Annotated in this window: 24 protein-coding genes; 2 read left to right on the top strand and 22 right to left on the bottom strand. The window is 69.1% G+C overall.

Annotation, left to right across the window (positions count from 1 at the left end):
* Window positions 1-46 precede the first annotated feature (46 nt).
* From ACIQ7D_RS22760 to ACIQ7D_RS22750, 3 genes are all read right to left on the bottom strand, one after another.
* Window positions 47-772, bottom strand: coding sequence for a transglycosylase SLT domain-containing protein (locus ACIQ7D_RS22760; protein WP_403940250.1), 726 nt, complete (start codon window positions 770-772; stop codon window positions 47-49).
* A gap of 387 nt (window positions 773-1,159) precedes the next feature.
* The gene (locus ACIQ7D_RS22755) at window positions 1,160-2,485 is read right to left on the bottom strand and encodes a PhoH family protein (RefSeq protein ID WP_384913042.1); all 1,326 of its coding nucleotides are present in this window, start codon (window positions 2,483-2,485) and stop codon (window positions 1,160-1,162) included.
* Between the two features lie 416 nt (window positions 2,486-2,901).
* The gene (locus tag ACIQ7D_RS22750) at window positions 2,902-3,663 is read right to left on the bottom strand and encodes an isoprenyl transferase (protein WP_403940337.1); all 762 of its coding nucleotides are present in this window, start codon (window positions 3,661-3,663) and stop codon (window positions 2,902-2,904) included.
* Between the two features lie 149 nt (window positions 3,664-3,812).
* Between ACIQ7D_RS22750 and mgrA the strand changes: the two genes are divergently transcribed.
* Window positions 3,813-4,850 carry an L-glyceraldehyde 3-phosphate reductase gene (gene mgrA / locus ACIQ7D_RS22745; protein WP_403940249.1) on the top strand — a complete coding sequence of 346 codons (1,038 nt, stop codon included), beginning with the start codon at window positions 3,813-3,815 and terminating at the stop codon, window positions 4,848-4,850.
* Between the two features lie 589 nt (window positions 4,851-5,439).
* Here the strand turns inward: mgrA and ACIQ7D_RS22740 are convergent.
* Window positions 5,440-6,246, bottom strand: a complete 807-nt coding sequence (locus ACIQ7D_RS22740) for a class I SAM-dependent methyltransferase (protein WP_403940247.1) — start codon at window positions 6,244-6,246, stop codon at window positions 5,440-5,442.
* An 85-nt stretch (window positions 6,247-6,331) separates the two neighbouring features.
* Window positions 6,332-7,381 (bottom strand): prepilin peptidase, encoded by a 1,050-nt coding sequence (locus ACIQ7D_RS22735; RefSeq protein WP_403940245.1) that lies wholly within the window; start codon window positions 7,379-7,381, stop codon window positions 6,332-6,334.
* A gap of 126 nt (window positions 7,382-7,507) precedes the next feature.
* On the opposite strand from ACIQ7D_RS22735, the gene ACIQ7D_RS22730 reads away from it, so the two are divergent.
* Complete coding sequence (locus ACIQ7D_RS22730) at window positions 7,508-7,879, top strand: DUF192 domain-containing protein (RefSeq protein ID WP_403940243.1); 372 nt, start codon at window positions 7,508-7,510, stop codon at window positions 7,877-7,879.
* A gap of 22 nt (window positions 7,880-7,901) precedes the next feature.
* On the opposite strand, the gene ACIQ7D_RS22725 is transcribed toward ACIQ7D_RS22730, so the two are convergent.
* From ACIQ7D_RS22725 to cpaB, 17 genes are all read right to left on the bottom strand, one after another.
* The gene (locus ACIQ7D_RS22725; RefSeq protein WP_403940242.1) at window positions 7,902-8,339 is read right to left on the bottom strand and encodes a DUF3592 domain-containing protein; all 438 of its coding nucleotides are present in this window, start codon (window positions 8,337-8,339) and stop codon (window positions 7,902-7,904) included.
* 55 nt (window positions 8,340-8,394) lie between these two features.
* Entirely contained in the window at window positions 8,395-9,006 is a 612-nt protein-coding gene (locus ACIQ7D_RS22720) for a hypothetical protein (RefSeq protein ID WP_403940240.1), read from the bottom strand.
* Window positions 9,007-9,041: 35 nt separating this feature from the next.
* Window positions 9,042-10,595: a hypothetical protein gene (locus ACIQ7D_RS22715; RefSeq protein ID WP_403940239.1), complete on the bottom strand. Its 1,554-nt coding sequence runs from the start codon at window positions 10,593-10,595 to the stop codon at window positions 9,042-9,044.
* Window positions 10,592-11,050: a hypothetical protein gene (locus tag ACIQ7D_RS22710; RefSeq protein ID WP_403940237.1), complete on the bottom strand. Its 459-nt coding sequence runs from the start codon at window positions 11,048-11,050 to the stop codon at window positions 10,592-10,594. The genes ACIQ7D_RS22715 and ACIQ7D_RS22710 overlap by 4 nt, the downstream gene beginning before the upstream one ends.
* A 241-nt stretch (window positions 11,051-11,291) precedes the next feature.
* Window positions 11,292-11,942 (bottom strand): OmpA family protein, encoded by a 651-nt coding sequence (locus ACIQ7D_RS22705; protein WP_403940335.1) that lies wholly within the window; start codon window positions 11,940-11,942, stop codon window positions 11,292-11,294.
* 8 nt (window positions 11,943-11,950) lie between these two features.
* Complete coding sequence (locus ACIQ7D_RS22700; protein WP_403940235.1) at window positions 11,951-12,547, bottom strand: hypothetical protein; 597 nt, start codon at window positions 12,545-12,547, stop codon at window positions 11,951-11,953.
* Window positions 12,548-12,578: 31 nt separating this feature from the next.
* Complete coding sequence (locus ACIQ7D_RS22695; RefSeq protein ID WP_403940234.1) at window positions 12,579-13,259, bottom strand: pilus assembly protein TadG-related protein; 681 nt, start codon at window positions 13,257-13,259, stop codon at window positions 12,579-12,581.
* A complete protein-coding gene (locus ACIQ7D_RS22690) occupies window positions 13,259-13,489 on the bottom strand; it encodes a Flp family type IVb pilin (protein ID WP_385117911.1) in 231 nt (76 codons plus the stop codon). Before ACIQ7D_RS22690 ends, ACIQ7D_RS22695 begins: the two co-directional genes overlap by 1 nt.
* Before the next feature lie 344 nt (window positions 13,490-13,833).
* Window positions 13,834-14,943: a response regulator gene (locus ACIQ7D_RS22685; protein ID WP_403940232.1), complete on the bottom strand. Its 1,110-nt coding sequence runs from the start codon at window positions 14,941-14,943 to the stop codon at window positions 13,834-13,836.
* A 61-nt stretch (window positions 14,944-15,004) separates the two neighbouring features.
* Window positions 15,005-16,318: a sensor histidine kinase gene (locus ACIQ7D_RS22680; RefSeq protein WP_403940230.1), complete on the bottom strand. Its 1,314-nt coding sequence runs from the start codon at window positions 16,316-16,318 to the stop codon at window positions 15,005-15,007.
* A gap of 46 nt (window positions 16,319-16,364) precedes the next feature.
* Window positions 16,365-17,249 carry a DUF5936 domain-containing protein gene (locus ACIQ7D_RS22675; protein WP_403940228.1) on the bottom strand — a complete coding sequence of 295 codons (885 nt, stop codon included), beginning with the start codon at window positions 17,247-17,249 and terminating at the stop codon, window positions 16,365-16,367.
* Window positions 17,250-17,263: 14 nt separating this feature from the next.
* Window positions 17,264-18,202 (bottom strand): type II secretion system F family protein, encoded by a 939-nt coding sequence (locus tag ACIQ7D_RS22670; RefSeq protein ID WP_403940226.1) that lies wholly within the window; start codon window positions 18,200-18,202, stop codon window positions 17,264-17,266.
* A 10-nt stretch (window positions 18,203-18,212) separates the two neighbouring features.
* Entirely contained in the window at window positions 18,213-19,550 is a 1,338-nt protein-coding gene (locus ACIQ7D_RS22665) for a CpaF family protein (protein ID WP_403940333.1), read from the bottom strand.
* Window positions 19,551-19,627: 77 nt separating this feature from the next.
* Window positions 19,628-20,023, bottom strand: a complete 396-nt coding sequence (locus ACIQ7D_RS22660; RefSeq protein WP_403940225.1) for a TadE/TadG family type IV pilus assembly protein — start codon at window positions 20,021-20,023, stop codon at window positions 19,628-19,630.
* 4 nt (window positions 20,024-20,027) lie between these two features.
* On the bottom strand, window positions 20,028-20,411 hold the full coding sequence (locus tag ACIQ7D_RS22655; RefSeq protein ID WP_403940332.1) for a TadE family protein: 384 nt from the start codon (window positions 20,409-20,411) through the stop codon (window positions 20,028-20,030).
* Between the two features lie 161 nt (window positions 20,412-20,572).
* A complete protein-coding gene (locus tag ACIQ7D_RS22650) occupies window positions 20,573-21,859 on the bottom strand; it encodes a CpaE family protein (RefSeq protein WP_403940223.1) in 1,287 nt (428 codons plus the stop codon).
* A 7-nt stretch (window positions 21,860-21,866) separates the two neighbouring features.
* Window positions 21,867-22,571 (bottom strand): Flp pilus assembly protein CpaB, encoded by a 705-nt coding sequence (gene cpaB / locus ACIQ7D_RS22645; protein ID WP_403940221.1) that lies wholly within the window; start codon window positions 22,569-22,571, stop codon window positions 21,867-21,869.
* Between the last annotated feature and the right edge of the window lie 69 nt (window positions 22,572-22,640).

Genomic DNA, 22,640 nt, shown 5'->3' with positions numbered 1-22,640 from the left:
TCCCGAGGTTGAGCGCCGAGCACCGCGAAGGGCTCGGGAAGAGGTACTAGTACCAGTTGTTGGCCTGCCAGAACGACCAGGCGCCACAGGGGCTGTCGTACCGGTCGTTCATGTACCCGAGGCCCCACTTGATCTGGGTGGCGGGGTTGGTCTGCCAGTCGGCGCCCGCCGAGGACATCTTGGACCCCGGGAGGGCCTGGACCAGTCCATACGCGCCCGAGGACGGGTTCTGCGCCTTGTAGTTCCAGGTCGACTCGTGGTTCACGATGTTGCTGAAGCACTGGAACTGGTCCGCGGGGACGATGGACCGGGCGATCGCCTGGACCTCGGCCACCGTGTAGGAGCCCTGCTGCGGGAAGGACCCGGAAGTGGAGGTGGACCGCGTCTCGCTGCGGCTCGCGCGCTCCTCGGCCTCCTTCTTCTCTTTCTCCTCGGCGGCCTTCTTCTCCGCCTCGACCTTGTCGTCGGCCGCCTGCTTCTTCGCCTGGGCGTCCTTCGCGGCCTGGATACGGGCCGACTCCTCGGCGGACTTCCGCGCCGTGGTGTCGGCGGCGGCGGCCTGGGCGTCCGCCTGCTGCGTCAGCGAAGCGGTCTGCACCTGGGCCTGCTGGCCCGCGGGGATTTCTGCGAGGAGCGTCATGTCCGCCGCGGTCGCCTCGAAATTGTCGCCCGAGGTCTGGGGGTCGCCCGAGGCGACACCCACCACAGCGCCGACGGTGGTGACCGCGGTGGCAGAAGCCACGGCAAATCCCCGGACCGAGATCCGGCTCACACGGTGTCCTTCCAGCATCGCCCGCCTACGTGACCTCGCGGGCGCGATCGTGCCCCTGGCACTGGTCTCCGTACAACGTGGGTCACGGGAGACACGGGCCCGGTGGACAACCTCCTTGCGGAGGGTGCCGCGTGGTGCGCGGGCGGCATGCGGCGGCAGTTGTGGAGTTGTGTGGTGCCGCACCCTGATGGTGCGTGTGTGCCGCATGCGGGGCCTGACGGAAGCAAGACTCTGCCGGAAGGCAACGCCGGGAGGCAATTCTTCGTTGCGTGGGAAAGCTCACACGTCGTTCGTCCCAGCAGTTTCAAGGAAACAGGGGCGCGGCACAGCGCCGCCCGGCTAAGCTCTTCGGCTTCGCCGGGCGGCGCCAAGTGTGGTGATACGAGGTCAGATCTGGCCGTCCTCCAGCATTTCGGTCACGAGCGCGGCGATCTGCGAGCGCTCGGAGCGGGTGAGCGTGACATGCGCGAAGAGCGGATGGCCCTTCAGTTTCTCGACCACGGCGACAATTCCGTCGTAACGGCCCACCCGGAGATTGTCGCGCTGCGCGACGTCATGGGTGAGCACCACACGGGAATTGGCCCCGATCCTGGACAGAACGGTCAGCAGAACGTTCCGTTCGAGGGACTGGGCCTCGTCGACGATGACGAACGCGTCGTGCAGCGAACGGCCGCGGATGTGCGTGAGCGGCAGCACCTCCAGCATGCCCCGCCCCAGCACCTCCTCGATCACGTCCCGGCCCGCGACCGCGGAGAGCGTGTCGAAGACCGCCTGCGCCCAGGGGCTCATCTTCTCGGCCTCGGAGCCGGGCAGATAGCCCAGCTCCTGGCCGCCGACCGCGTACAACGGCCGGAAGACCATCACCTTCTGATGCTGTCTGCGCTCCAGGACCGCCTCCAGGCCCGCGCAGAGGGCCAGCGCCGACTTTCCGGTGCCCGCCCGGCCGCCCATGGAGACGATGCCGACCTCGGGGTCGAGGAGGAGGTCGAGGGCGATGCGCTGCTCGGCGCTGCGGCCGTGCAGCCCGAAGGCCTCACGGTCGCCGCGTACGAGCCGGACGTTGCCGTCGGAGGTGATACGGCCGAGCGCCTTGCCGCGCTCGGACTGGAGCACCAGACCGGTGTGGACCGGCAGATCGCTCACCTCGGGCACATAGAGCTTCTCCTCCGTGAAGAGCAGGTCCACCTGGTCGGCGGCGAGCGTGACTTCGCTCATCCCCGTCCAGCCGGAGGCGTCGGTGATGGCGAGCTCGGCGCGGTACTCCTCGGCGAGGAGACCGACCGACGACGCCTTGATGCGCAGCGGCAGGTCCTTGGAGACGACCGTGACGTCGTACCCCTCGGCCTGGAGGTTGCGCGCCACCGCGAGGATCCGTGAGTCGTTGTCCCCCAGTCGGAAGCCGGCGGGCAGGATGCCGGGATCTGAGTGGTTGAGCTCGACGCGCAGCGTGCCGCCCAGGTCGCCCAGCGGGATGGGGGCGTCGAGACGGCCGAAACGGATACGGAAGTCGTCCAGCAGGCGCAGCGCCTGACGGGCGAAGTAGCCGAGCTCCGGATGGTGCCTCTTGGCCTCCAATTCCGTGATCACCACGATGGGGAGCACTACTTCGTGCTCCTCGAAGCGGGACATGGCATTCGGGTCGGCCAGCAGGACGCTGGTGTCGAGAACGTAGGTGCGCCTGTCGGGCATGCGGCGCTTTGTGCTGGTCACCACGGAAGGACGTACCCCCTCGGATGAGGTCGGGGTTGCGACGGCGTCGCGGGCGGGTGGGCCGGGCTCGGGCCCCATGCGCGGGCCGAGCGCCGGCCCTCCATGTCGCCCGTACGACGTGGCGCACGGTCGTCCTGGTGCAAAGGGCCTCCCGGGCGGACGGCCCCATGCCGTCCGCTGAGATGCGATGTCCACGGACCTGTCTTTTCGGACATCGACCTGGGGGAGGTATTCCCTCGAACACGCGCCGCCATGCCACGGCATACGGCGGACGGTGGGTGAACCGTGGGTGAAGTGCCCTGGGCGCGCGGCCGGCGGGGCCGGCTCCGGGACCGGACGGGGCGCGCGCGGGCGGCGGCGGACACCTGGCCGAAACGGGTGCCGCGGCGGTACGTAGGCCTTGCGGGGTACGGGGAAGGTCAGGTTCCGTAGCGGCGGTGACGGGCCGCGTAGTCACGCAGGGCGCGCAGGAAGTCGACCTTGCGGAAGGCGGGCCAGAAGACCTCGCAGAAGTAGTACTCCGAATGGGCGCTCTGCCAGAGCATGAAGCCGGAGAGACGCTGTTCCCCACTGGTGCGGATGACCAGATCGGGATCGGGCTGGCCGCGGGTGTAGAGATGGGACGAGATCAGGTCGACGTCGACGATCCCGGCCAGTTCCTCGAAGGAGGTGCCCTTGCTCGCGTGGTCCATCAACAGGGAGCTGACCGCGTCGGCGATCTCCTGGCGGCCGCCGTAGCCCACGGCGACATTGACGAGTATTCCCTTGTTGCCCAGGGTGGCCTGTTCGGCCTCCTTGAGCACGGTCTGCGTCTGGGCGGGCAGCAGGTCGAGCGTGCCGACGTGGTGCACCCGCCAGCGGCCGTCGGCGGCGAGGTCGCGGACCGCGTTCTCGATGATCGCGACGAGCGGGGCCAACTGGTCCTGGGGACGGTCGAGGTTGTCGGTGGAGAGCATCCACAGGGTGACGACCTCGACCTTGGTCTCGGAGCACCAGCCGAGCAGTTCCTGGATCTTGCTGGCGCCGGCCTTGTGGCCCTGCTCGGCCGTGCCGCCGGAGGCCTTCGCCCAGCGACGGTTGCCGTCCAGGATGACGCCGATGTGCTTCGGCACCTGGGCGTGGTCGAGGCGGCCTTCCACCCGGCGTGCGTAGAGCCGATACACCAGGTCGCGCACGTTCACTGAGTCCACCCTCTCGATTCCGTGGGGACCGGCGCGTCCGCTGGCGGGATCCTGGGGCCGGCCCGGGGACCCCGAAGCCGTCACATTACTGCGGACCCCTCATGGTCACCCAACCCGGTCTGTCACAAGTCCGTGATAAGGAGGGAAGCATGACCAATTCTCCCTCTTATCTCGCGGCCGATGGCCGGTACGACTCCATGGAGTACCGCCGTACCGGGCGCAGCGGCCTGGAACTGCCCGCGATCTCGCTCGGTCTGTGGCACAACTTCGGTGATGACCGGAGGCTCGATACGCAGCGCGCGATTCTGCGCCGCGCCTTCGATCTCGGCGTCACACACTTCGACCTGGCCAACAACTACGGGCCGCCGCCGGGATCCGCCGAGCTGAATTTCGGCAAGATCTTCGCGCAGGATTTCTCGGCCTACCGGGATGAACTCGTCATTTCGACCAAGGCCGGATATCTGATGCATCCCGGCCCTTACGGGGAATGGGGTTCCCGTAAGTACCTGCTGTCGTCGCTGGACGCCTCGCTGAAGCGAATGGGCCTGGACCACGTCGACATCTTCTACTCCCACCGTTTCGACGCGAACACTCCCCTGGAGGAGACGATGGGGGCGCTGGCCTCCGCCGTACGGCAGGGGAAGGCGCTGTACGCCGGGGTCTCGTCGTACACCTCGGAGCAGACGGCGGAGGCGGCGCGGCTGCTGCGGGAGATGGGCGTCCCCGCCCTCATCCACCAGCCCTCGTACTCGATGATCAACCGCTGGACGGAGAGCGACGGGCTGCTGGACACGCTGGAGACGGCGGGGATGGGGTGCATCTCGTTCGCGCCACTCGCCCAGGGGCTGCTGACGGGCAAGTATCTGAAGGGCATTCCGGAGGGGTCCCGGGCCAGCCAGGGCAAGTCCCTGGACCCGGATCTGCTCTCGGACGACGTGGTACGGCGGCTGCGCGGGCTGGACGAGATCGCGCGGCGCAGGGGCCAGTCGCTGGCGCAGCTCGCGCTGACGTGGGTGCTGCGGGATCCGCGGATGACCTCGGCGCTGATCGGCGCGTCCGGCGTGCGGCAGCTGGAGGAGAACGTCGCGGCGCTGTCCGCGCCGAAGCTGTCGGCACAGGAGCTGAAGGAGATCGACGGCTTCGCCGTGGACACGGCGGGAACCAACATCTGGGCCGGCCGAAGCTGACATTCCGTGACGCCCGGGGCTGACACGCTGTGAGCGCCCGGAAGGCGCGCGGCCCGCGCGCCAGGGCGGCGATACGGGCGACGGCGTGCCCGTACGGAAGCCGGAGCGGCCGGGGCGGGGCCGGAGCGGGGGCCCGGCGCCAGGCCGGGATCCGGCCCGGGCCGGGCCGGCCTCGTGCCCGGATCGGGACCGTATCCGGACCGGACCTGGACTGGACCTGGGCCCGGACCTGGACTGGACCAAGGGTGAAGGAGGACGAGGCGCGGGCCGGCCGGGGAGGGAAGCGGAAGCGGGGCCACCCGGCGTCTCCTGCCCCGGCCCGGTGACCGGACCGGGACAGAAAACGGGCCGGTCCGTGGGGGGGGGGATACGGACCGGCCCGAGGGGGGGTTTCCACCATAACCCTTCGTGAGGGATCGTGGGGCCCCTCGTGCAGCAAGATGACGCTCCGAAAGCGGCGGTCCATGACGGGAGACGCCCGCCACCAGGCTTTTCCAGTGACGGGCGAGAAAAATGGCGAGTAGTCGCCATACCGTGTCGTCCCTCTCAAGGGCGATCCGGTGGAGCCTCACCTTGACGCGGGGAGCGCTCAGGGCCGCCGCGCACCCTCTCGGCGGGGGCTTGAGGACACGGGCGAACCCTCCGGACGGACCGCCTCGATCAGGAAGCGGGTCGTCGTCGCCACGAAGGGCCCCTCGGCCTCGATCAGGCGGTGCAGCTCCGCCAGCCGGCCCGCGTACGCCTCGACGGTGAAGCCGGGCACCATCCAGACGACCTTGCGCAGGAAGTAGACGACGGCGCCGATGTCGTGGAACTCGGTGCGCAGGAACGCCGTCCGCAGATCCACGACATCGAGACCGGCCGCCTCCGCGGCGGCCACGGCCCGTCCGGGGTCGCGCGCGGACCGGGCCTCGGGCGGCCTCGGCCCGAGGAAGTACTCCACCAGCTCGAAGACGCTGGCAGGACCGACCTCCTGAGAGAAGTACCGGCCGCCGGGGCGCAGGACCCGCGCGATCTCGTCCCACCACACCCGGACCGGGTGGCGGCTGACGACCAGGTCGAAGACGCCGTCCGCGAAGGGCAGCGGCGGCTCGTCCGGGTCCGCCACGACCGTGACCCCGCGAGGGCGCAGCAGCGCGCCGGCGCGGGCGAGGTTCGGCGGCCAGGACTCGGTGGCGACGGTGAGCGGCGGCAGCGCGGGTACGGAGGCGAGGACTTCCCCGCCGCCGGTCTGGATGTCGAGCGCGGCGCCTGCGTGGGCCATCCGGGCGGCCAGGGAGCGGGCGTACCCCCAGGCGGGGCGTTCCTCGGTGGCCCGGCCGTCGAGCCAGGAGAAGTCCCAGCCGTCGACGGACACGGCCGCGGCTTCGGCGATCAGCTCTTCGAAGGTGGGCATGGGGGCGATGGTGACAGGGCCGGGAGCGGCGTCGCGAACACTTTTCGTACGGGCCGGGCCGGGCGCCGGGCCGGCCCGGGGAGAGTCAGGCGGAGACGGACAGGGCGCCCAGGAGAAGGCCGAGCAGCGCGCCGACGATCATGAAAGGCCCGAACGGGATCACCGACTTGCGCCCCGCCCGGCGCAGCACCATCAGCCCGACCCCGTACAGCGCCCCGAGCAGGAACCCGGCGCAGGCGCCCACGAAGAGCACCGGCCAGCCGTACCAGCCGAGGACGACGCCGAGGGAGAGGGCGAGCTTGACGTCACCGAAGCCCATACCGTTCGGGTTGATCAGGAACAGCACGAAGTAGCAGGCCCCGAGGACCACCCCGCCGAGCAGCGCGGTCGTCCAGGAGCGGCTGCCGTCGCCGCCGTCCCCACCGCCGGGGACCAGTGCGGCCAGTCCGAGGAGTACGGCGGCGGCGAGGGCCAGGGGCAGCGTGAGCTGGTCGGGGAGGCGGTGGACATTGCGGTCGACGAGGGCGAGGAGCAGCGCGACGGGCGCGAGCAGCAGCCAGACGGCCAGCTCGGGGCGGGGCCCGGTGGCGGCGGCGAGGGCGCCGCAGCCGAGGGCGCCGAGGACGGGGACGAGGCGGGAGGGCGCGTAGCGGACGAGGGAGGCGTCGGGCGCGCCGGAGTGATCGGGGACGGGGGCGGTCTCGGGGACGGGGGCGGTTCCGGGGGCCACGGATGCGTCGGCGGCTTCGGGGGCTCCTGGTGTCCCTGGTGCTCCGGACGCAGCGATCGCGCCGGTGTCGTCGGTCGGGGCACCGCCGCCGGTGCCCGCACTCGTCCCCGTACCGCCGGAAGCGGGGAGGCCAGGAGATGTGACACCGGGAGCCGCCGCGCCCGGGACCGTGACGCCTGGAGATGTGACGCCTGGGGCTGTGACGTCGGTGCCGGTGGCCTCGCACTCCGGGCACCGCGCCATGCCGAGCCAGCCGCCGGCCGCCCCGCCGATCAGGTGCCCGGCCGGGCAGCGGTCGCGCCACGGGTCGCCCGGCTCGACGGAGAACCGGTACGCGGCACGCGGCAGCAGCACTCCGGTAGCGGCGCCCCAGAGAACGGCGAGGACGATCAGCGTGGCGTACACCCCACCGACCCTAGGTCCACCCGCCAGGCCCGGTCATGGGTCCTGGGGCCCACTTCCCGCGCCCCAGGACCCAGATACGCCCGCCGGAGCGGCCGCCGCCACCACCGGACGCTACGGTCTACGGCCATGGGTACATGGCGGAACGGCAGGGGACGGCTGACGGTCGCGGCGCAGGACGCCCCGGTGGAAGTGGAGCTGGAGATCGCCGCGTCGTACGGGACACGGCGGCGCGGGCTGCTCGGCCGGACGGGGATCGACGGGGCGCTGCTGATCACGCCGTGCAACAGCGTGCACACCTTCCGGATGGGCTTCACGATCGATGTGGCCTACCTGGACCGGTCGTTGAAGGTCGTCCAGGTCCACACGATGAAGCCGGGCCGGCTCCATCTGCCACGGCTGCGGGCCCGCCACGTCCTGGAGGCGGAGGCCGGGGCGATGGAGCGGTGGGGGCTGCGGCCGGGGACCCGGGTGAGCGTGGAGGTACAGCGGCCGGGCTGACAGCGGTGGTCCGCCCGCGGATCTACAGCAGCCCTTCCTTCGCCGCGACGGCCAGCAGCGGGACCAGGGCGAACAGAGCGGTGCCCAGGCAGATCAGCGCGGGGACATAGACCGGGCCCCAGGTGCCGGGGCCCGCGACGGTGGCGCGTTTGTGCGGGGACCTCGGGTCGTAACTGACCCTGACCGGCGCCCCCACCTGGTGGCCGAACATGCCGGGCCGGTCCTTGAACTCGACGTCGGTGCCGTCCTCCGTACGGAACGCGAAGACGAACTCGGGGTGGGAGCTGGACGATCCGGTCGCCAGCCCCGAGTTCCTGACGACCCGGCGGTCCACACAACGCCCCTCGGCCCGCCGTCCGCTCCGGAGCAGGGCGAGCACCATCAGGACGCGCCGGGCGAAGTACACCGAGACGCCGAGGGCCGCGACCCCCACGAGCAGGAAGAGCGCTTCGATCCCCACGCAGTACTCCGATCTGTTCTCCGCTGTCCCTACTTCGCTGACTTCGCCGGCTTCGCTACTTGAGTGAAACGCCGGCGATGATGTCCTTGATGTCCTTGTCGGACAGCAGCCCCTTCTCGGCGTTGACCGTGATGAGGTACGGACGGTCCTTGGTGTCCAGGCCGGCGATCATCACACCCGCGAGCTTCGTGCCCTTGGGCGGCTGTCCCTGCGCGCCGGTCGAGGTGGAGGTCCAGTCGACACGGCGCGCCTCCGCCTTGCCGTCGGGCCCCGCGACCTCGATCTCGGTGGTCTCGGAGGGGGTCGCGCCGAGCTGGACGCGCGCCTCGGCGGCCGTACCGGCCATGTCGGCGTCGTTGATGCCCTGCCCGTAGTCGAACTCGACGTAGATCGAGCCGACCGGGGAGCCGTCCTTCGTACGGACGGCTCCCGCCGCGTCCCCTTCGGCGAGGTCCGCGGCGGCGACCTGCTTGAACTCCGCCGGATGCGCGACCGTGAGCCGGTCCGTCGTCAGCGTGGACCAGCCCTGCGGGGTCGTCGCCGCTTCCTTGCCGCCGGTTCCGCAGGCGGTCAGGAGCGCGGCGGCGAGACCGGCGGTCACGGCCGTACGGACACCGTGCCGCCGTGGCCTCGAAGCTGTCGGCTTCGGCGTGGACTTGAAGATCATCCCTGTTTTCCTCACTGGTACCGGACCGGCGGGGGTCACTTGGCGCAGTAGCTGTACGGCACGTAGTCCCGCTTCCCGTCCCTCGGCGCGCCGAGGAATTCGGCGTCCTTGAGGGTCTCGGACTTGTTCTCCATCGAGATGGAGGCCCCGATCGAGATCCCCAGGTTCAGCTCGAAGCCGTACTCCTGCGCGTCGGACATGCCATCGTACGATGTCCTGCTCGACTTGCCCTTGTCGAACAGGAGCCGCCCGAAGGGGTCGTCCGCGCCGGGGCGGCTGGTCGGGGTGTTGGTGTCCAGCAGGTACTCGAAGGCCGCGGTGTGGTCGCCGTTGCCGTCCAGCCACGCCTGGCCGACGGCGCGGTCGGCGTCGCCCTTCTCGCCCTTCTCGAAGGCGATGGTGTTGGTGACGACACCGATGTCACTACCGCCCGAGTTGTCAGTGTTCTTACCCTTTCCGCCGCGCTTGTCCTTGCCGTCCTTGCCGTTGTCGCCGCCGACGCCGCCGGTCTGGCCGCTGAAGGTCTCGGTGGTCTGCGTGAAGTCGATGCGCAGCAGTTCGCCGGTCTTCTGGTCCCGGGTGACGGTGACGGTGGCCGAGCGTTCGCCGGTGAGGTGCTTGCCCTTCTTGACGCCGCCCGCGTCGACGCCCGCGCCGACCGTGCCGTCCGCCTTCACGGAGTACGTGTACGACTTGGTGCCGCGGAAGTCGTCCTTGGTGACGAGCGCGTCGCCGCTGATCTTCACGTCCGCGCCCAGCTTGCCGCTGAGCGTTCCCTCGGCGTCGGCGTTGACCGACAGTTCGCCACCCGCCTTGCCGTAGACGCCGACCGAGGCCTGGCTGATGTGGCGGTCCTTGAGCTTGTCCTCGACGCGGTTGCGGATGTTCTCCTCGTCCTTGAGGGCGCCCTTGCCGAAGAGGTAGAGGATGCTGTCGCCGACGCTGGCCTCGGCGCCGCCCGGGGAGGTGCGGCGCATCTCGTACATCTTCAGCTTCTCCAGGTCCTCGCGGAAGGACTCGGCCTCCTCCCGGCTCTTGAAGACCCAGGTGTCGCCGTTGCTGACCTTGACGCCGGCGCCGAGGTCGACCGAGCCCGTACCGAGCTTGCCCATCTTGCCGCCGAAGCCCCCGGTGACACCGGCACTCGCGGAGTCGGTGAACGTCGTGTAGATGAGCTGGTCCTTGTCGTCGACCTTGCCGTCCTCGTTGACGTCGTAGTTGGCCTGCATCGTCTTGTCCTGGAAGCCGTAGTCCTGGCCCCACTCGAACCAGCCCAGCTTGGCCTTGCCGCCCGCGGTGTCCGAGATGGTGGATATCGTGCAGAGCGGGGGCTCGAAGTCCTTGTCGGCGAGGGGCTCGTTGTCGTCCTTGCCGTCCCCGCCGGACGCACAGGCGCCGCCACCGCCACCGCCGCCGAGTGCGGGGATGGCGCAGCGGATGCGGTCACCGATGGAGCCGCCGATACCGGCCGCGCTGACACCGAGGACGAGGGCGACGACGACGATGATCGCGCCCAGGTACTCCAGGGCGGTGGCCCCGCCGTCCGATCTGAACCGGCGCCGCGCGCCCCCCGTACGTCCCCTGCTCATCGCTCCCCCTCGCGTATGCGGTCCACGGCGTATCCGGTGACCGCTCCGGCCACGACGACGGCGCTGGACATCAGCACGCCTTCGACGGACACCCGTTCCCACCTGAGGGCGAGATTCAGAGCCTGGGCGAGAACGGGCACGGTGAAGACGGCGAAGGCGTGCCGTACGGGCAGCTCCCTGAAGGGCTCGCGATGCGCGCGCGAGGAGGCCCAGGCGCCGAGCGCCACACAGACGGCGTTCGGCAGATGGATCACCAGCAGCCGGCCGCCGAACGTTTCCAGCCGCTCGGTCGACCCCAACGTCTCGTAGATGTAGGTGACTTGGAGGTACGAGGTGAAGGCCAGCACGACAAACCCCGCCGCCCAGGCGAGAGCCATCGCGGGCAGCCCCCCGCTCTCCGACGCCGCATCCCCGTAACCGGCTCCCCGGTACGGCGGCCCTCCTGTCCCACGCATCCGCGCTTCCCCCTGTGTATTGGCCGGATTCGACCGGTCCACCGTAGGGGGAGGGGAAGGCGAGGTCGTGGGCCCGTGGGCCCAGAGGCAGGCCCAAACGCGCGTGCGTGTGGCGAGAACTCCGCTGTTTACGCGGCGCCCACCCGGTCTGTCTTCGCGCGTCCTCTTCTCCGGGAACGAGCGAAGCGGCGGATCCACCCGTCGTGATCAGATCCGCCGCTCGGTTTCGTGACGGGTGAGCCTACGAATCGCCGCGCGGGAAGGAGACCTCCACGCGGCGGTTCTTCTTACGGCCTTCTTCCGTGCTGTTGTCCGCGATCGGGAAGTCCTCGCTGTATCCCCGGACCTCATAGGTGATACCGGAGTTGTTCAGCTCCTCACCGAGAACCTTCTGGACCGCGTCGGCGCGCTGCTTGGAGAGGACCTTGCCGTGTTCGTAGGAGCCCAGGTTGTCCGTGAAGCCGAAGACACGGATCTTCGTGGCGTTCTGCTTCTTGATCTCATTGGCTATGGCAGCGATTCGGCCATTCGCCTGTCCGCTCAGGGTCGCACTGTCCTTGCCGAAGAGGACCTCGGCCTGGAGGGCGAACTTCACCGTCTCGTTCGTGTCCTCGCGACGTTCCTCGCCGCCCTGGTCCTCGACGATGGACTTGATGTCCAGCACCTTGGACGGTGCGAGCGTCGCGCCCTTGGCAAGCTTGAGTCCTGCGCTGTTCGCGTCGATCTGTACGGGCGGCTCGGCCGAAGCCTCCGTGCCAGGGGGCACGCTGGGGCCCTCATCGGCATGGGCGCCTGAGACGCCGAGAGCCTGCACACCGGTGATCAGCACCGCTGTCGCGATCAGCGATACCGCATGACGTGACGAGATCGTCCTCGTGGTGAGGGAATTCATGACGACGATCACCCGGAGATCTTGATCGAGGTCGTGGCAAAGGTGGGCAGCATGAAATCGACCACCGTGGTTTCCGCCGGCGGCGCGGGGAACTGCATGAAGACCGGCACCGACTCTCCGGCTCCGACCGACTGGATACCCATGGTGCACAGGCACCTGCCGTCTGTGTCGCGGAGAACGTAGTAGCGCTTCTTGCCCTGACTGTCGACCAGGGTTCCGCCACTCACCGCGTTTCCACTGCCGCTGATGATCTCCTGCTCGTTCCCTCTCCAACTCGGAACCTCGTAGAACGCCTTGTCGGTGGTGTTCTTCATCTGGCCCGTCACCGTGACAAACCCACCCTTGTCACGGACCACCGAATTGATGGTGTACTCCATGCCACCGGCACCCTTGACAACGGCAAGTTTCGCATTCGGATCGGCCTCGTCCCCGGCAGCGGTATCGCCCTGAGGAGTACCGCTGGCGGACGGCTTGGACGACGCGCTCTCCTTCGCCTTCGCGTCCCCATCACCGCTCCCGCAACCAGCCACAGTCAGGGCCAGGGCAGCCGCTATCGCGGCCGCCGCCACTCCCCTGCGGCCCTTCATCGTGCGCCGAATGCTCATGTCTGCTTTTCCTTTGCTCGTCATTCGCTTGTCAGTTCACGTCGACCAGGTGCACGGTGAAGAGGGTCTTGCTCAGCGCGTCCCAGAGGCCCGGTTCGCTCGGGTCAATGATGACGTCGCTACCACCGTCACAGCTGAATTCCACCGGCGTCGGCTTGTCGGCCTCATCGTCGCCCGAGTCGTCGCCCTCGCCGGGGGAAGCACCGTCGTCGGGGGAAGCACCGTCGTCGGGATCTTTCTCTGGCAACGAGCACCGGAACTCGACCACCGCGGTGGACTCGGCCGTGGCGTGCTTCCGCTCCGTACCGGGAATCACAGACTTGCCCACGGTGTAATCGGTCCTGACCTTCACGGTGATCTCGTCCCGCAGGAAACCGAGCCTCGGGTCACAAGCAGTGACCTTTGAGCGGTTCTCTCCCGCGAGTTCGCGAGCCGCGGCGCACGGGCCGTGGCCGAAGAACTTGTCACCCTTGAAGAAGTCGTTCAGACCACCCGGGAGCAGCAGGGCCTTGAGGAAACCGGTCCCCATCTCGTCCCGGGCCTCCTGTGCCGCGGCGAGCGCCGCGGCGTCAGCCGCCCCTTGAGCACCGTTGCGTACCGCGGATGCCTTGCCGACCGTGAAGAAAGCGAACGCGACAAAGAGCAGGCCCGCCACCATCACAATGTAGATGGGGAAAGCCTGCCCTCGGTCGCTGCGGCGCGCTGCGCCCATCAGCCAGCCTTGACCTTGTCCACCTGCTCGGTGATCTTCCCCTGGATCTTGCCGCCGATACCGGAGGCCACGATCCCACCGATGATCGCCACGACCACGAGGATGATGCCCAGGTACTCGAAGGCGGTCTGACCGCGGTCCATGTTGGCGTAGCGCTTCTGGATCCTCGTGACCGCGGTGTTCGCCCAGCCGTTCACACGGATCTGAGTGTCGACGGCGGCCTTCAGCATGGTGTTCTTCGACATGGGGTTCCCCTCCGGGTTCGGCCGACCGCCTGCCGGCCGACATGTGCGTCTCTTCGGTGCCGCCCCCGTTACCGACTTCCTCCCGGCCGGTTCCGTTGGCGACAGGAGAAACGTACGCCGGGACGCCGGGTACGCCAGAGGGCCCCAGGGCCCAATGCCGGGCCCAAAGCGGGGCTTGGGCCCTTCCACGCGACTGCTGGGTCCGCGGACCCAGGTCTGCGGGCCTGTTGGTACTCGCGCATACGACGTCTGCGTCCACGCCCACATGGGGGCGCCCCGGCTGGTGCGGGCCACTCCGCCCGGTCGCCACCCCCCGCGCCTTCGCCCGTTCAGCCATGGCCGACCCCGCCCCTTCCCGCGCCCCCGCCCGGCGTCGTGCCGAGCCACTTCGCTATCGCCTCACTGCGGCTGCCGCAGTGCAGCTTGGCGAAGATCCGGTTGATGTGGTTCTTGACCGTCTTCTCGCTGATGAAGCAGGTGGCGGCGATCTGCTGATTGCTCATGCCGGACGCGATCAGGTCCATGATCTCCACCTCCCTCGAACTCATCCCGAACTCATCCCGGTTGCGGCCCGCGAGGGCACTCCGCGAGCCACCCCCAGACTGTGCCACATCCGATTGCATGTGCGAAACGCTTTGAGGAAATCGCGGGTCCGTGGACACCAACTCACCCTCCCTTTGGCCAGTTCTGGCGCTTCGAAGGGAAGGGACGCCCGAACTATTTGCATGTGCATTCGCATCATGTGAGGGCCCCGCCGGGGGCCCCGCGTCGCCGCCGTAAGGGACACCCGTCGCGTACACAGTGCCCAGCCCCTCCGGCAGTGACCTGCCCTGGGCGGGAACCGGACCGCTGCGCATGTGGTCCAGCAGGGCGTTGGCCGCCGTGGGCGTGAAGTGGGCCCGGCCCTGCTTGATGTCCCGTACGGCCGCGACGAGTTGGTCCGCGGTGAACTCTCCGTGGACCAGATAGCCGCCGGCCCCCAGCCGTAGCGCCTCGTGGACGATCTCGCTCTCCCGGCTGTACGTGAGCATCATGACCGGGGATATCCGTACGAGGTGGGGCAGGGCCGAGATGCCGTCGACGCCCGGCATCCGCACATCGAGCAGGACGACGTCGGGGCGGGTCCGCCGGGCCACCTCGTAGGCCTGGCGGCCGTCCGCGGCCTCGCCCACGACCTGGATGTCGTCCCGGCCGGAGAGCAGCGCCGTGAGCCCGGCGCGTACGACCGGGTTGTCGTCGGCGACGACCACCCGCAGCGGTACGGCGGCCGCAGGCCCCGGGAAGTCCGGCAGTCCGGTGGACTCGGCGGCGGGCGGGTGAGACGGCAGGGGTATGGAGGGCAGGGGGGAGTGAGGAGCCCCGTCGTGCGCCGACGTGTACTGGGACGCATGACGTGGCGTGTGCTGCTGCCCTGAAGTGCGGGAAGGGTCGTCCGGCATCGTGCGGTCTCCTCTCTGGGGAGTCGGGGAGTCGGGGAGTCGGGGAGCGGAAAGCGGGGAGTCAGGTCTGTTCGGGCGGTGGCGCCGAGCGGAGCGCCACCAGGGGCAGGTCGACACGTACTTCCGTACCGGCCGCGGCCTTGCCCCTGCCGATCCGGATACGGGCCCCGATCGCCGCGGCCCGTTCGACCATCCCGACGAGGCCGAAGTGCCCGGCCCGCCGGAGCCCGTCCAGGGTGGTTCCGGGCGGGAGCCCCCGGCCGTTGTCGTAGACGCTGATACGGAACTGGTCACCGACCGTGCCGGCGGAGACATCCACCCTCTCCGGCCGGGCATGACGGTGCGCGTTCTCCATCGCCTCGGAGGCGATCGTGAGCAACTGCCGTGCCACCGCATGGGGCACGGCGGACACGTTCTCGTCACCGAACTGCCGGAACGACACCGTGAGACCGCTGCGGTGGCCGAAGTCCTCCGTACGCGCGGCGAGTTCGCCGATGACGGCCACTCCCCCGTCGAGCCCCGATTCGCGGCGCAGGTCCGAGAGCAGTTCCCGCGACTCGCCCGCGGCCCGGCGGGCCGAGCGCGCGACCAGCTCGGCCTGCTGCCGTACGGTCTGCGGGTCCATCCGCCCCGCGGAGCCCGCGAGCCCTTCGGCCGCCATCGCCAGTCCGTGCAGCGTCTTGGCGACCGAGTCGTGCATCTCCCGGGCGAGCCGGGCCCGTTCCTCCTCGATCGCCTCGCTCACGGCGAGCCGCGCCCGCGTCTCGGTCAGGGCCTGGCTGGCGCTGCCGAAGCGGAGCAGCAGGCCGCGCAGGGTGACACCGACGGCGCCCGCGATGACACAGAAGCCGGGCAGGAGCAGCGCCGTGGCGACGGTGGCGGTCAGTTTCTCGCTGGTCAGATAGACCAGTGCGAGGACCAGGATCTGCAGCGATGTGAAGAGCGCCGCGCCCCGCCAGCCGTAGACGAGGCCCGCCAGCAGCGGGGTGCAGACGGTGACGTACCCCAGGGTCGAGTCGGGTGTCGCGGTCACCAGCAGGAGGGCGCCGAAGACGGTGTCCGCCCCCAGCAGCAAGGGGTGTTTGAGCAGCAGCGGGCCGAACCGCTCCCAGTCGCGGAACAGGACGTACGAGCCCATGAACGTGACCAGGACGGCGCCGCTGACCAGCACCGTCGGTGCACCGGGCGCGGTGCCGGCCAGGGCGAACGGCGTGGCCATGGCGATCATCGCCAGCCGGAATCCGAAGACTTGGCGGCACATCGCCTGGAGCGCGTTGAGCTGGATCGCAAGCGCGGGAGTCGCTTCCGGCTCGGTGGGGCTCAGGCGTAGATCCGCACCCAACCCGGCTCGCAGCCGCGGCAGTTGCAATGCCATGTGCCTGACACCCCCTTCTTTCCGACGTCGCGTGCGAGGCTGCACCTCAGCCGCCCAAATTGCCGAAGTCCACGTTCGCGCCGTAGTAGAAGCCCACGGTGAGCAGCAGCAGCGTGCCGGGCAGCAGGAACGAGGTGACGGCGAAGGTCGCCTTCGGGACAGCCTTCGCCGCCTTCCGCCGCGCGTTCTGGGCGTCCGTACGGCGCATGTCGTTGGCGATGGCGATCAGCGTGTCGACGATCGGCGCGCCCAGTTCCTCGCCCTGCTGGAGCGCGGTGACGAACATCGCGACCTGCTCGGAGTCGTTGCGCTTGCGCAGCTCCTCGAACGCCTGGCGGCGGCTGACACCCATGTCCATCTGGCGCAGGGTGATGCGCAGTTCGTCGGACCAAGGGCCCGCGTACTTCTCTGACACCCGGTCGAGCGCCTGCCGGAATCCGAGGCCGGCGCTGACGACGACGGCGAGGACGTCGAGGAAGTCGGGCAGGGTCCGTTCGATGTGGTCCCGCCGGACGCGGATGGCGGACCAGATACCCACCTCGATCCAGAAGAGGGCGAAGAGAATCATGAGCAGGGCCGGAAAGACCTGCCCACGTATGATCATCGAGAAGGCACCGGCCACACCCAAGGCGCCGTAGACCGCGCGCCGTGCCGCGTAGCGGTCGATCGTGAGACCGCCCGGGTTGCCCGCCAGGTCGATCTGGCGGCGCTTCTTGTTGACCTGCTTGGGGCCCATCATCCGCAGCACGGCGGGAGCCCAGCGCATACCGAGCCGGTCGATGCCGGAGCCGACGGCACTCGTACGGGTGGACCCGACCTCCAGGGCGATGGCGAGGTCACCGGGCAGTTTGGCGTCGGCCCGGTACATACGGATGCCGTGGATGGCACCGTAGACACCGAGTCCGATCACGAGCGCGAGCAGCAGTTCCATGTCTGCCTCTCCCCTCAGATGTCGATACGGGACAGGCGGCGGATCACAACGAATCCGATGGCGTAAAGGACCAGCGAGGCGATGACAGCGGCCTGGCCCGCCAGCGCGCCGGTCATACGGTCGAGCGCGCCCGGCATCACGGCGTTCAGCAGCAGCAGGGCGGCGAACCCGAAGGCAGGTACGGCGTAGGCGGTCACCGTCACCTGCGAGAGCTGGGTCTTGACCTCGCGGCGGGTCTCCTTGCGCTCCTCCAGGGTCTCCGTGAGGTTGCGCAGCGAGCTGACGACGGTACCGCCGGCCCGGTTGGAGAGCACCAGTGTGGTCACCAGGACGACCAGTTCACGGGAGGGCAGCCGCTCGGACAGCTCACCGAGGGCGTTGTCGAGGGACTCCCCCATGGCCAGCCGGCGTGCCACCCAGCTCAGTTCCTCGCCCGCCGGCGCCTCCAGCTCGTCGGCCGCCATGGCGATGGACGTACGCAGTGCGAGTCCGGCCTGAGTGGCGTTGGCGAGGATGCGGGAGAGTTCGGGAAGCTGGTTGATGAAACGCTCGGTCCGCTTGGTGCGCTGCCAGTTGAGGAAGGTGTTCGAACCCCACAGCGCCGCGAGCCCGGCGAGCGGCCCGAAGAAGGAGGTGAGCAGGGAGGACGCCGTCAGCCACAGCACGACCACAGCGGCGATCATGTAGACGAAGTACTCGCCCGGTGTGAGATCGAGACCGGTCGCGGCCAGCTTCAGTTCGATCTTCTTGCCGATCCTCGTCTTGCGCAGTCGGCGATCGAGGCCGCCGAAACGCCTTTTCCGGCCGACGATCGGTATCTGACCGGTGGTCGAGAGCCGGTCGACGAGCGCCTGGCGCTGGGACCTGCCCGACGCGTAGGCGTGCACGCCCATGACGCCGAGCAGGCAGCACAGCAGCGTGACACCGATCGTGGGGAGAACGAGATTGTCCATGACGGGCTACCTACTTGGCCTCTCGGGTGAGGAGCTGTTCTTCGGACGCGGCGACTCCGAAGGCCTGCGGAATGGGCTGGTTGGCCATGTAGAGACGCTCGGCCACGCGTCGCGGGAGCGGGAAGTACTGGAAGGTGCCGTGGATCCGTCCGTCGCCGTCCATGGGGCGCGCGTTGAACCGGACGGCACTGACGATGCGGTACGCGTCGCTCCCGTGCGAGTCGAGCACCGCGATCTCGGTGACCCGGCGGGAGCCGTCGGCGTGCCGGGTGAGCTGGACGATCACATCGACGGCGCTGTTGATCTGGTCGTGCAGCGCCTCGAAGGGGATCTTGATCTCGGACATCGACGCCAGGGTCTGGAGACGCATCAGCGCGTCCTCCGCGTTGTTGGCGTGGACCGTGGCGAGGGATCCGTCGTGGCCGGTGGACATCGCCTGGAGCATGTCGAGGGACTCGCCGCCTCGGACCTCACCGACGACGATACGGTCGGGGCGCATACGCAGGGAGTTGCGGACGAGGTCACGGATGCTGATGTGCCCCTTGCCCTCGACGTTGGCCGGACGGGACTCCAGCCGGATCACATGGGACTGCTGGAGCTGGAGTTCGGCGGAGTCCTCGATGGTGATGATGCGTTCGCCCTCGGGGATCAGTCCGGAGAGCGCGTTGAGCAGGGTCGTCTTGCCGGTGCCGGTGGCGCCCGAGACGATGATGTTGAACTTCGCCTGGACGAGCCCGGACAGCAGAAGGACCATCTGCTGGTCCAGCGAGCCGAAGTTGAGCATCTCGGTCAGGGTGAAGGCACGGGGGAACCGGCGGATGGTGAGCGTGGCGCCCGTCAGGGAGAGCGGCGGGATGATGACGTTGACACGTTCACCGGAGGGCAGACGGGCGTCGACCATCGGATTGGACTCGTCGACACGCCGGTTGACGGTGGAGACGATCCGCTCGATGGTCTGCATGAGCTGGTCGTGCGAGCCGAAGCGCATCGGGAGCTGTTCCACCCGGCCGCCGCGCTCGACAAAGATCTGGTCGGGCCCGTTCACCATGATTTCCGTGATCGAGGCGTCCTCCAGCAGAGGCTCCAGGATGCCGAGGCCGAGGGCCTCGTCGACGACCCGGCGGATGAGCTGGGCGCGCTCGACGGTGGAGAGGACCGGGCCCTCACGGCTGATGATGTGCCCGAGGACACGCTCCAACCGGGTACGCCGGTCGGCGGCCGCCAGGGCGGACATCTCGGCGAGGTCGATCTCTTCCAGCAGCTTGGCGCGGTAGGTGACGACGAGGTGGCTGTCCTCCCCCGTCGTGCCGTGGTCCTCGGGAGAGGTGATCCGTGCCCGCAGGCTCATGGTGCGTAACTCCTCGGTGGTGCTGACCGTTGGTGCGTCGGTGCGGTTGGTCCCTGAGCCGTCTTCGTCCGCATCGGTCAGCCGCGCGGCATGGTCGAACTGCGTTCGACCCATCCCCAGTCCTCGATACCCGGAACCACCGAGGGGATCTTGACCTTGGCGGTGTACGTCACGTTGTCGCCGCCCCGATGCGTGAAGCTCATGCTCTCGGCACGGGAGAGCCAATCGCTGGTGGCCCTGCGGCCCGCCGTCTCAGGAAGCAGTTCGCGGTCCTGTTCGTCCTGGCTCGCCGTCCTGGCGGCCGCGCGCGCGGCCGTACCCGCCTGGTTCACCGTGTACGCCACGATCCCCATCTGGATGGCGAAGAACCCCACGAGCAGCAACAGCGGGACGAAGCCCAGATATTCGAGGGCGACCTGGCCGGACTGACGGTGGCCGCCTCGGCGGCTTCTGGTGTCTTGGCGCTCTGCCATGGCTTCAGTTCTCCTTGACGGACGCGGCGTCGCCGTCGACCGGGAACGGGAAGTTCAGCACGCCCGGCACCATCACCGGGACATTGAGCGTGATCTTGGCGCGGTAGAGACCGGGTTCCCTGCCATTGCATTCATAGCCCACGCCTTCGGTCCAGGCGACCGGCAGATCCTCACGCGCCGCCTGCTCGCACGCCGCCTTCCGGGTCTGCGAGCCGCCCTCGGTCCCGGAACCGGCGCGCGCCCCCATGTCCGCCGCATTCCCCGCCAGAATGAACGTGTACCCGATCAGCGCGCACTGCCAGAGCGCCACCAGGAGCAGGATGATCAGCGGTGTGACGCCCACGAACTCGATCGCGGTCTGGCCCCGGTCGCGGGACCGTGGACGGATCCGGGAGTGGGAGTGGGAGTGGGTGCGGGCGTGGGAGCGGATGTGGGAGCGAATCCGGGTGCGGAGGCGTCGTACAGCCGTGTCCGGGCCGTACGTCCGCCTCTGGACCCGCACCCGCGTCTGCCTCTGCCGGCCAGTTCGTTCCCCCGAAGCGCACATGGTCAGCCATTCCCCTCTGTGGAGCCGGAACCCGCTCCGCCCCCGCCGCCCCTGCGGCGGCGGGTGCCGATCGCGCCCCGGTCGTTGCGGAACTTGGCGTTCTTTTCGGCGGCTTCGGGGACCTTCACCAGGCCGAGTTCCCCGGCCAGTCCCCACAGCGCCTGTTTGACGACGCTCTTGCTCTCCAGTTCGTGCAGCCGGCCCGCGTCCACCACGCCCTGGAGTTCCTTGAAGTTCGCCGGGACCGCGGAGTTCGCCAGGCGGGTTCCGGTGATCTTCTGGATCAGGGCCGGCTGGATCTCCGTGGCGCGGCTGTAGCGGTTGACGACCGTGGTGGTCTCCTCCGCCTTGCGGATCTGGAGCCGGTCCCACAGCCGTACGATGCGCTTCGCCGCCCGTACCGCGATCACGTCCGGTGTGGTGATCAGCAGCGCGGTGTCGGCCATTTCCACGGCGGCGGCGTTCGCGCCCGTCATCTGCGTACCGCAGTCGATGACGACCACCTCGTACCGGGAGCGCAGCGCGCCGATGATCTGGCGGACCGCCCGGTCGGTGACCTCTTCGCCGCGTTCGCCCTCGCCGGGGGCGAGGAGCAGGGCAAGACCGCTGTCGTGGCTGAAGACCGCGTCGGACAGGACGCGTGGCGAGATGTCCGTGATGGCGGCCAGGTCGACTATCGAGCGGCGGAACTGGACGTCGAGGTACGAGGCGACATCGCCGGCCTGGAGGTCCATGTCCACCAGGGCGACCGTACGGCCCGACGCCTGGGCGGCCAGGGCGAGCTGGATCGAGACCAGGGTCGTGCCCACGCCGCCCTTGGCGCCGGTGACCGTGACGGCGGTGCCACCGGGGCCCGTGAAGACGTCGCCGCCGTGGCCGAGATGGCGGCGGACGCCGACCGACCACTGGGCGGCGGCCTGGAGCCGGTTGGCCAGTTCCTCGTAGCTGAGGGGCATCGCGACCAGGCCGCGGGCACCCGAGTCCATGGCCGCCGCGAAGAGGCCGGGGCTGGCGTCGGCCGTGACGAGGACGACCCCGACCGCGGGGAAGCGGAGCGCCACCTCGCGGATCAGCTCCAGCGCCGGGACCGGGCCGATCCGCTCGTGCACCAGCACCACTTCGGGCAGTTCGTCGAGCGATTCGCCGGCGAGCCGGGCGAGCAGGTCGACGAGCTGCGTCGAGTCCGACACGGGCGGCGCCGGCTCCACGTCGGGGAGCTGGCTGAGCAGCGTGGTGATGGATCTGGCCGCGTCGGGGTCCCCGACGGCCGGGATGATCCTCGTCGACATCAGTACCTCACTTGTCCTTGCCGAGCTCGTACGTGCGTTCGCCGGGGCGGAGGGTGGTGTCGCTGCCGGGAGCGACGAGCGCGAGGCGGACGTGCTGCGCGAAGGACTCCGCGTACGCGATGCGCTGGGCGTCGAGGGTCTTGAGGGCGAAGGTGATCGGGACGGCCTCGGTGGTCTGGTTCTTCGAGTCCCGGTTGGGCTCCAGCGCGGTCAGTTTGCCGACGTCGAGCACCTTCGCGTTGGAGACGATGATTTTCGACTGGGCCGCGGCGCCCTGGCTCTCGGCCGCGAACGTGGCGAAGACATTCACCGAGGCGCCCGGGGTGATCTTGCCCGCCACACCCGTGGCTGCGTCGATCATGATGGCGATCTCCTGCTCTCCTGGCTGGAGCGCGGGACGCTTGACAATCATGTCGTTCTGGAGAAGCGAGCCCTTGCGCAGCTGGGTGATGGCCACCTTGCCACCGACCTCGGAGAGGTTGGTGACCGCATTGTCGGAGAGCCAGCGCTTCGGCATGGTGATCTTCTCGAACTGATCATTCCGCAGGGCCTCGTAGGGGGCCACATCCGACTTCAGCCGGTAGGCGGCCACTTCCGGTCCGACCTTCGAATTCACGTCGCTGATCACGGAAAGTACACCGACGAACGCGGCGAAGGCGCAAAGGACGGAAAGAAGCAGAAGTATGACGCCACGGCGCTGGCGGGAGTTCATGAACCGTACAACCTCGATCGGGGACGTTGGTGGCGAACGGACGAACGGACAGGAGCAGGTGAGCGGTGC

It is taken from the genome of Streptomyces sp. NPDC096310 (assembly GCF_044763125.1).
In the GTDB taxonomy this organism is placed as follows: domain Bacteria; phylum Actinomycetota; class Actinomycetes; order Streptomycetales; family Streptomycetaceae; genus Streptomyces.
The sequence above is the reverse complement of the archived record's forward strand: the minus strand, read 5'-3'. Positions and strand labels throughout refer to the sequence as shown.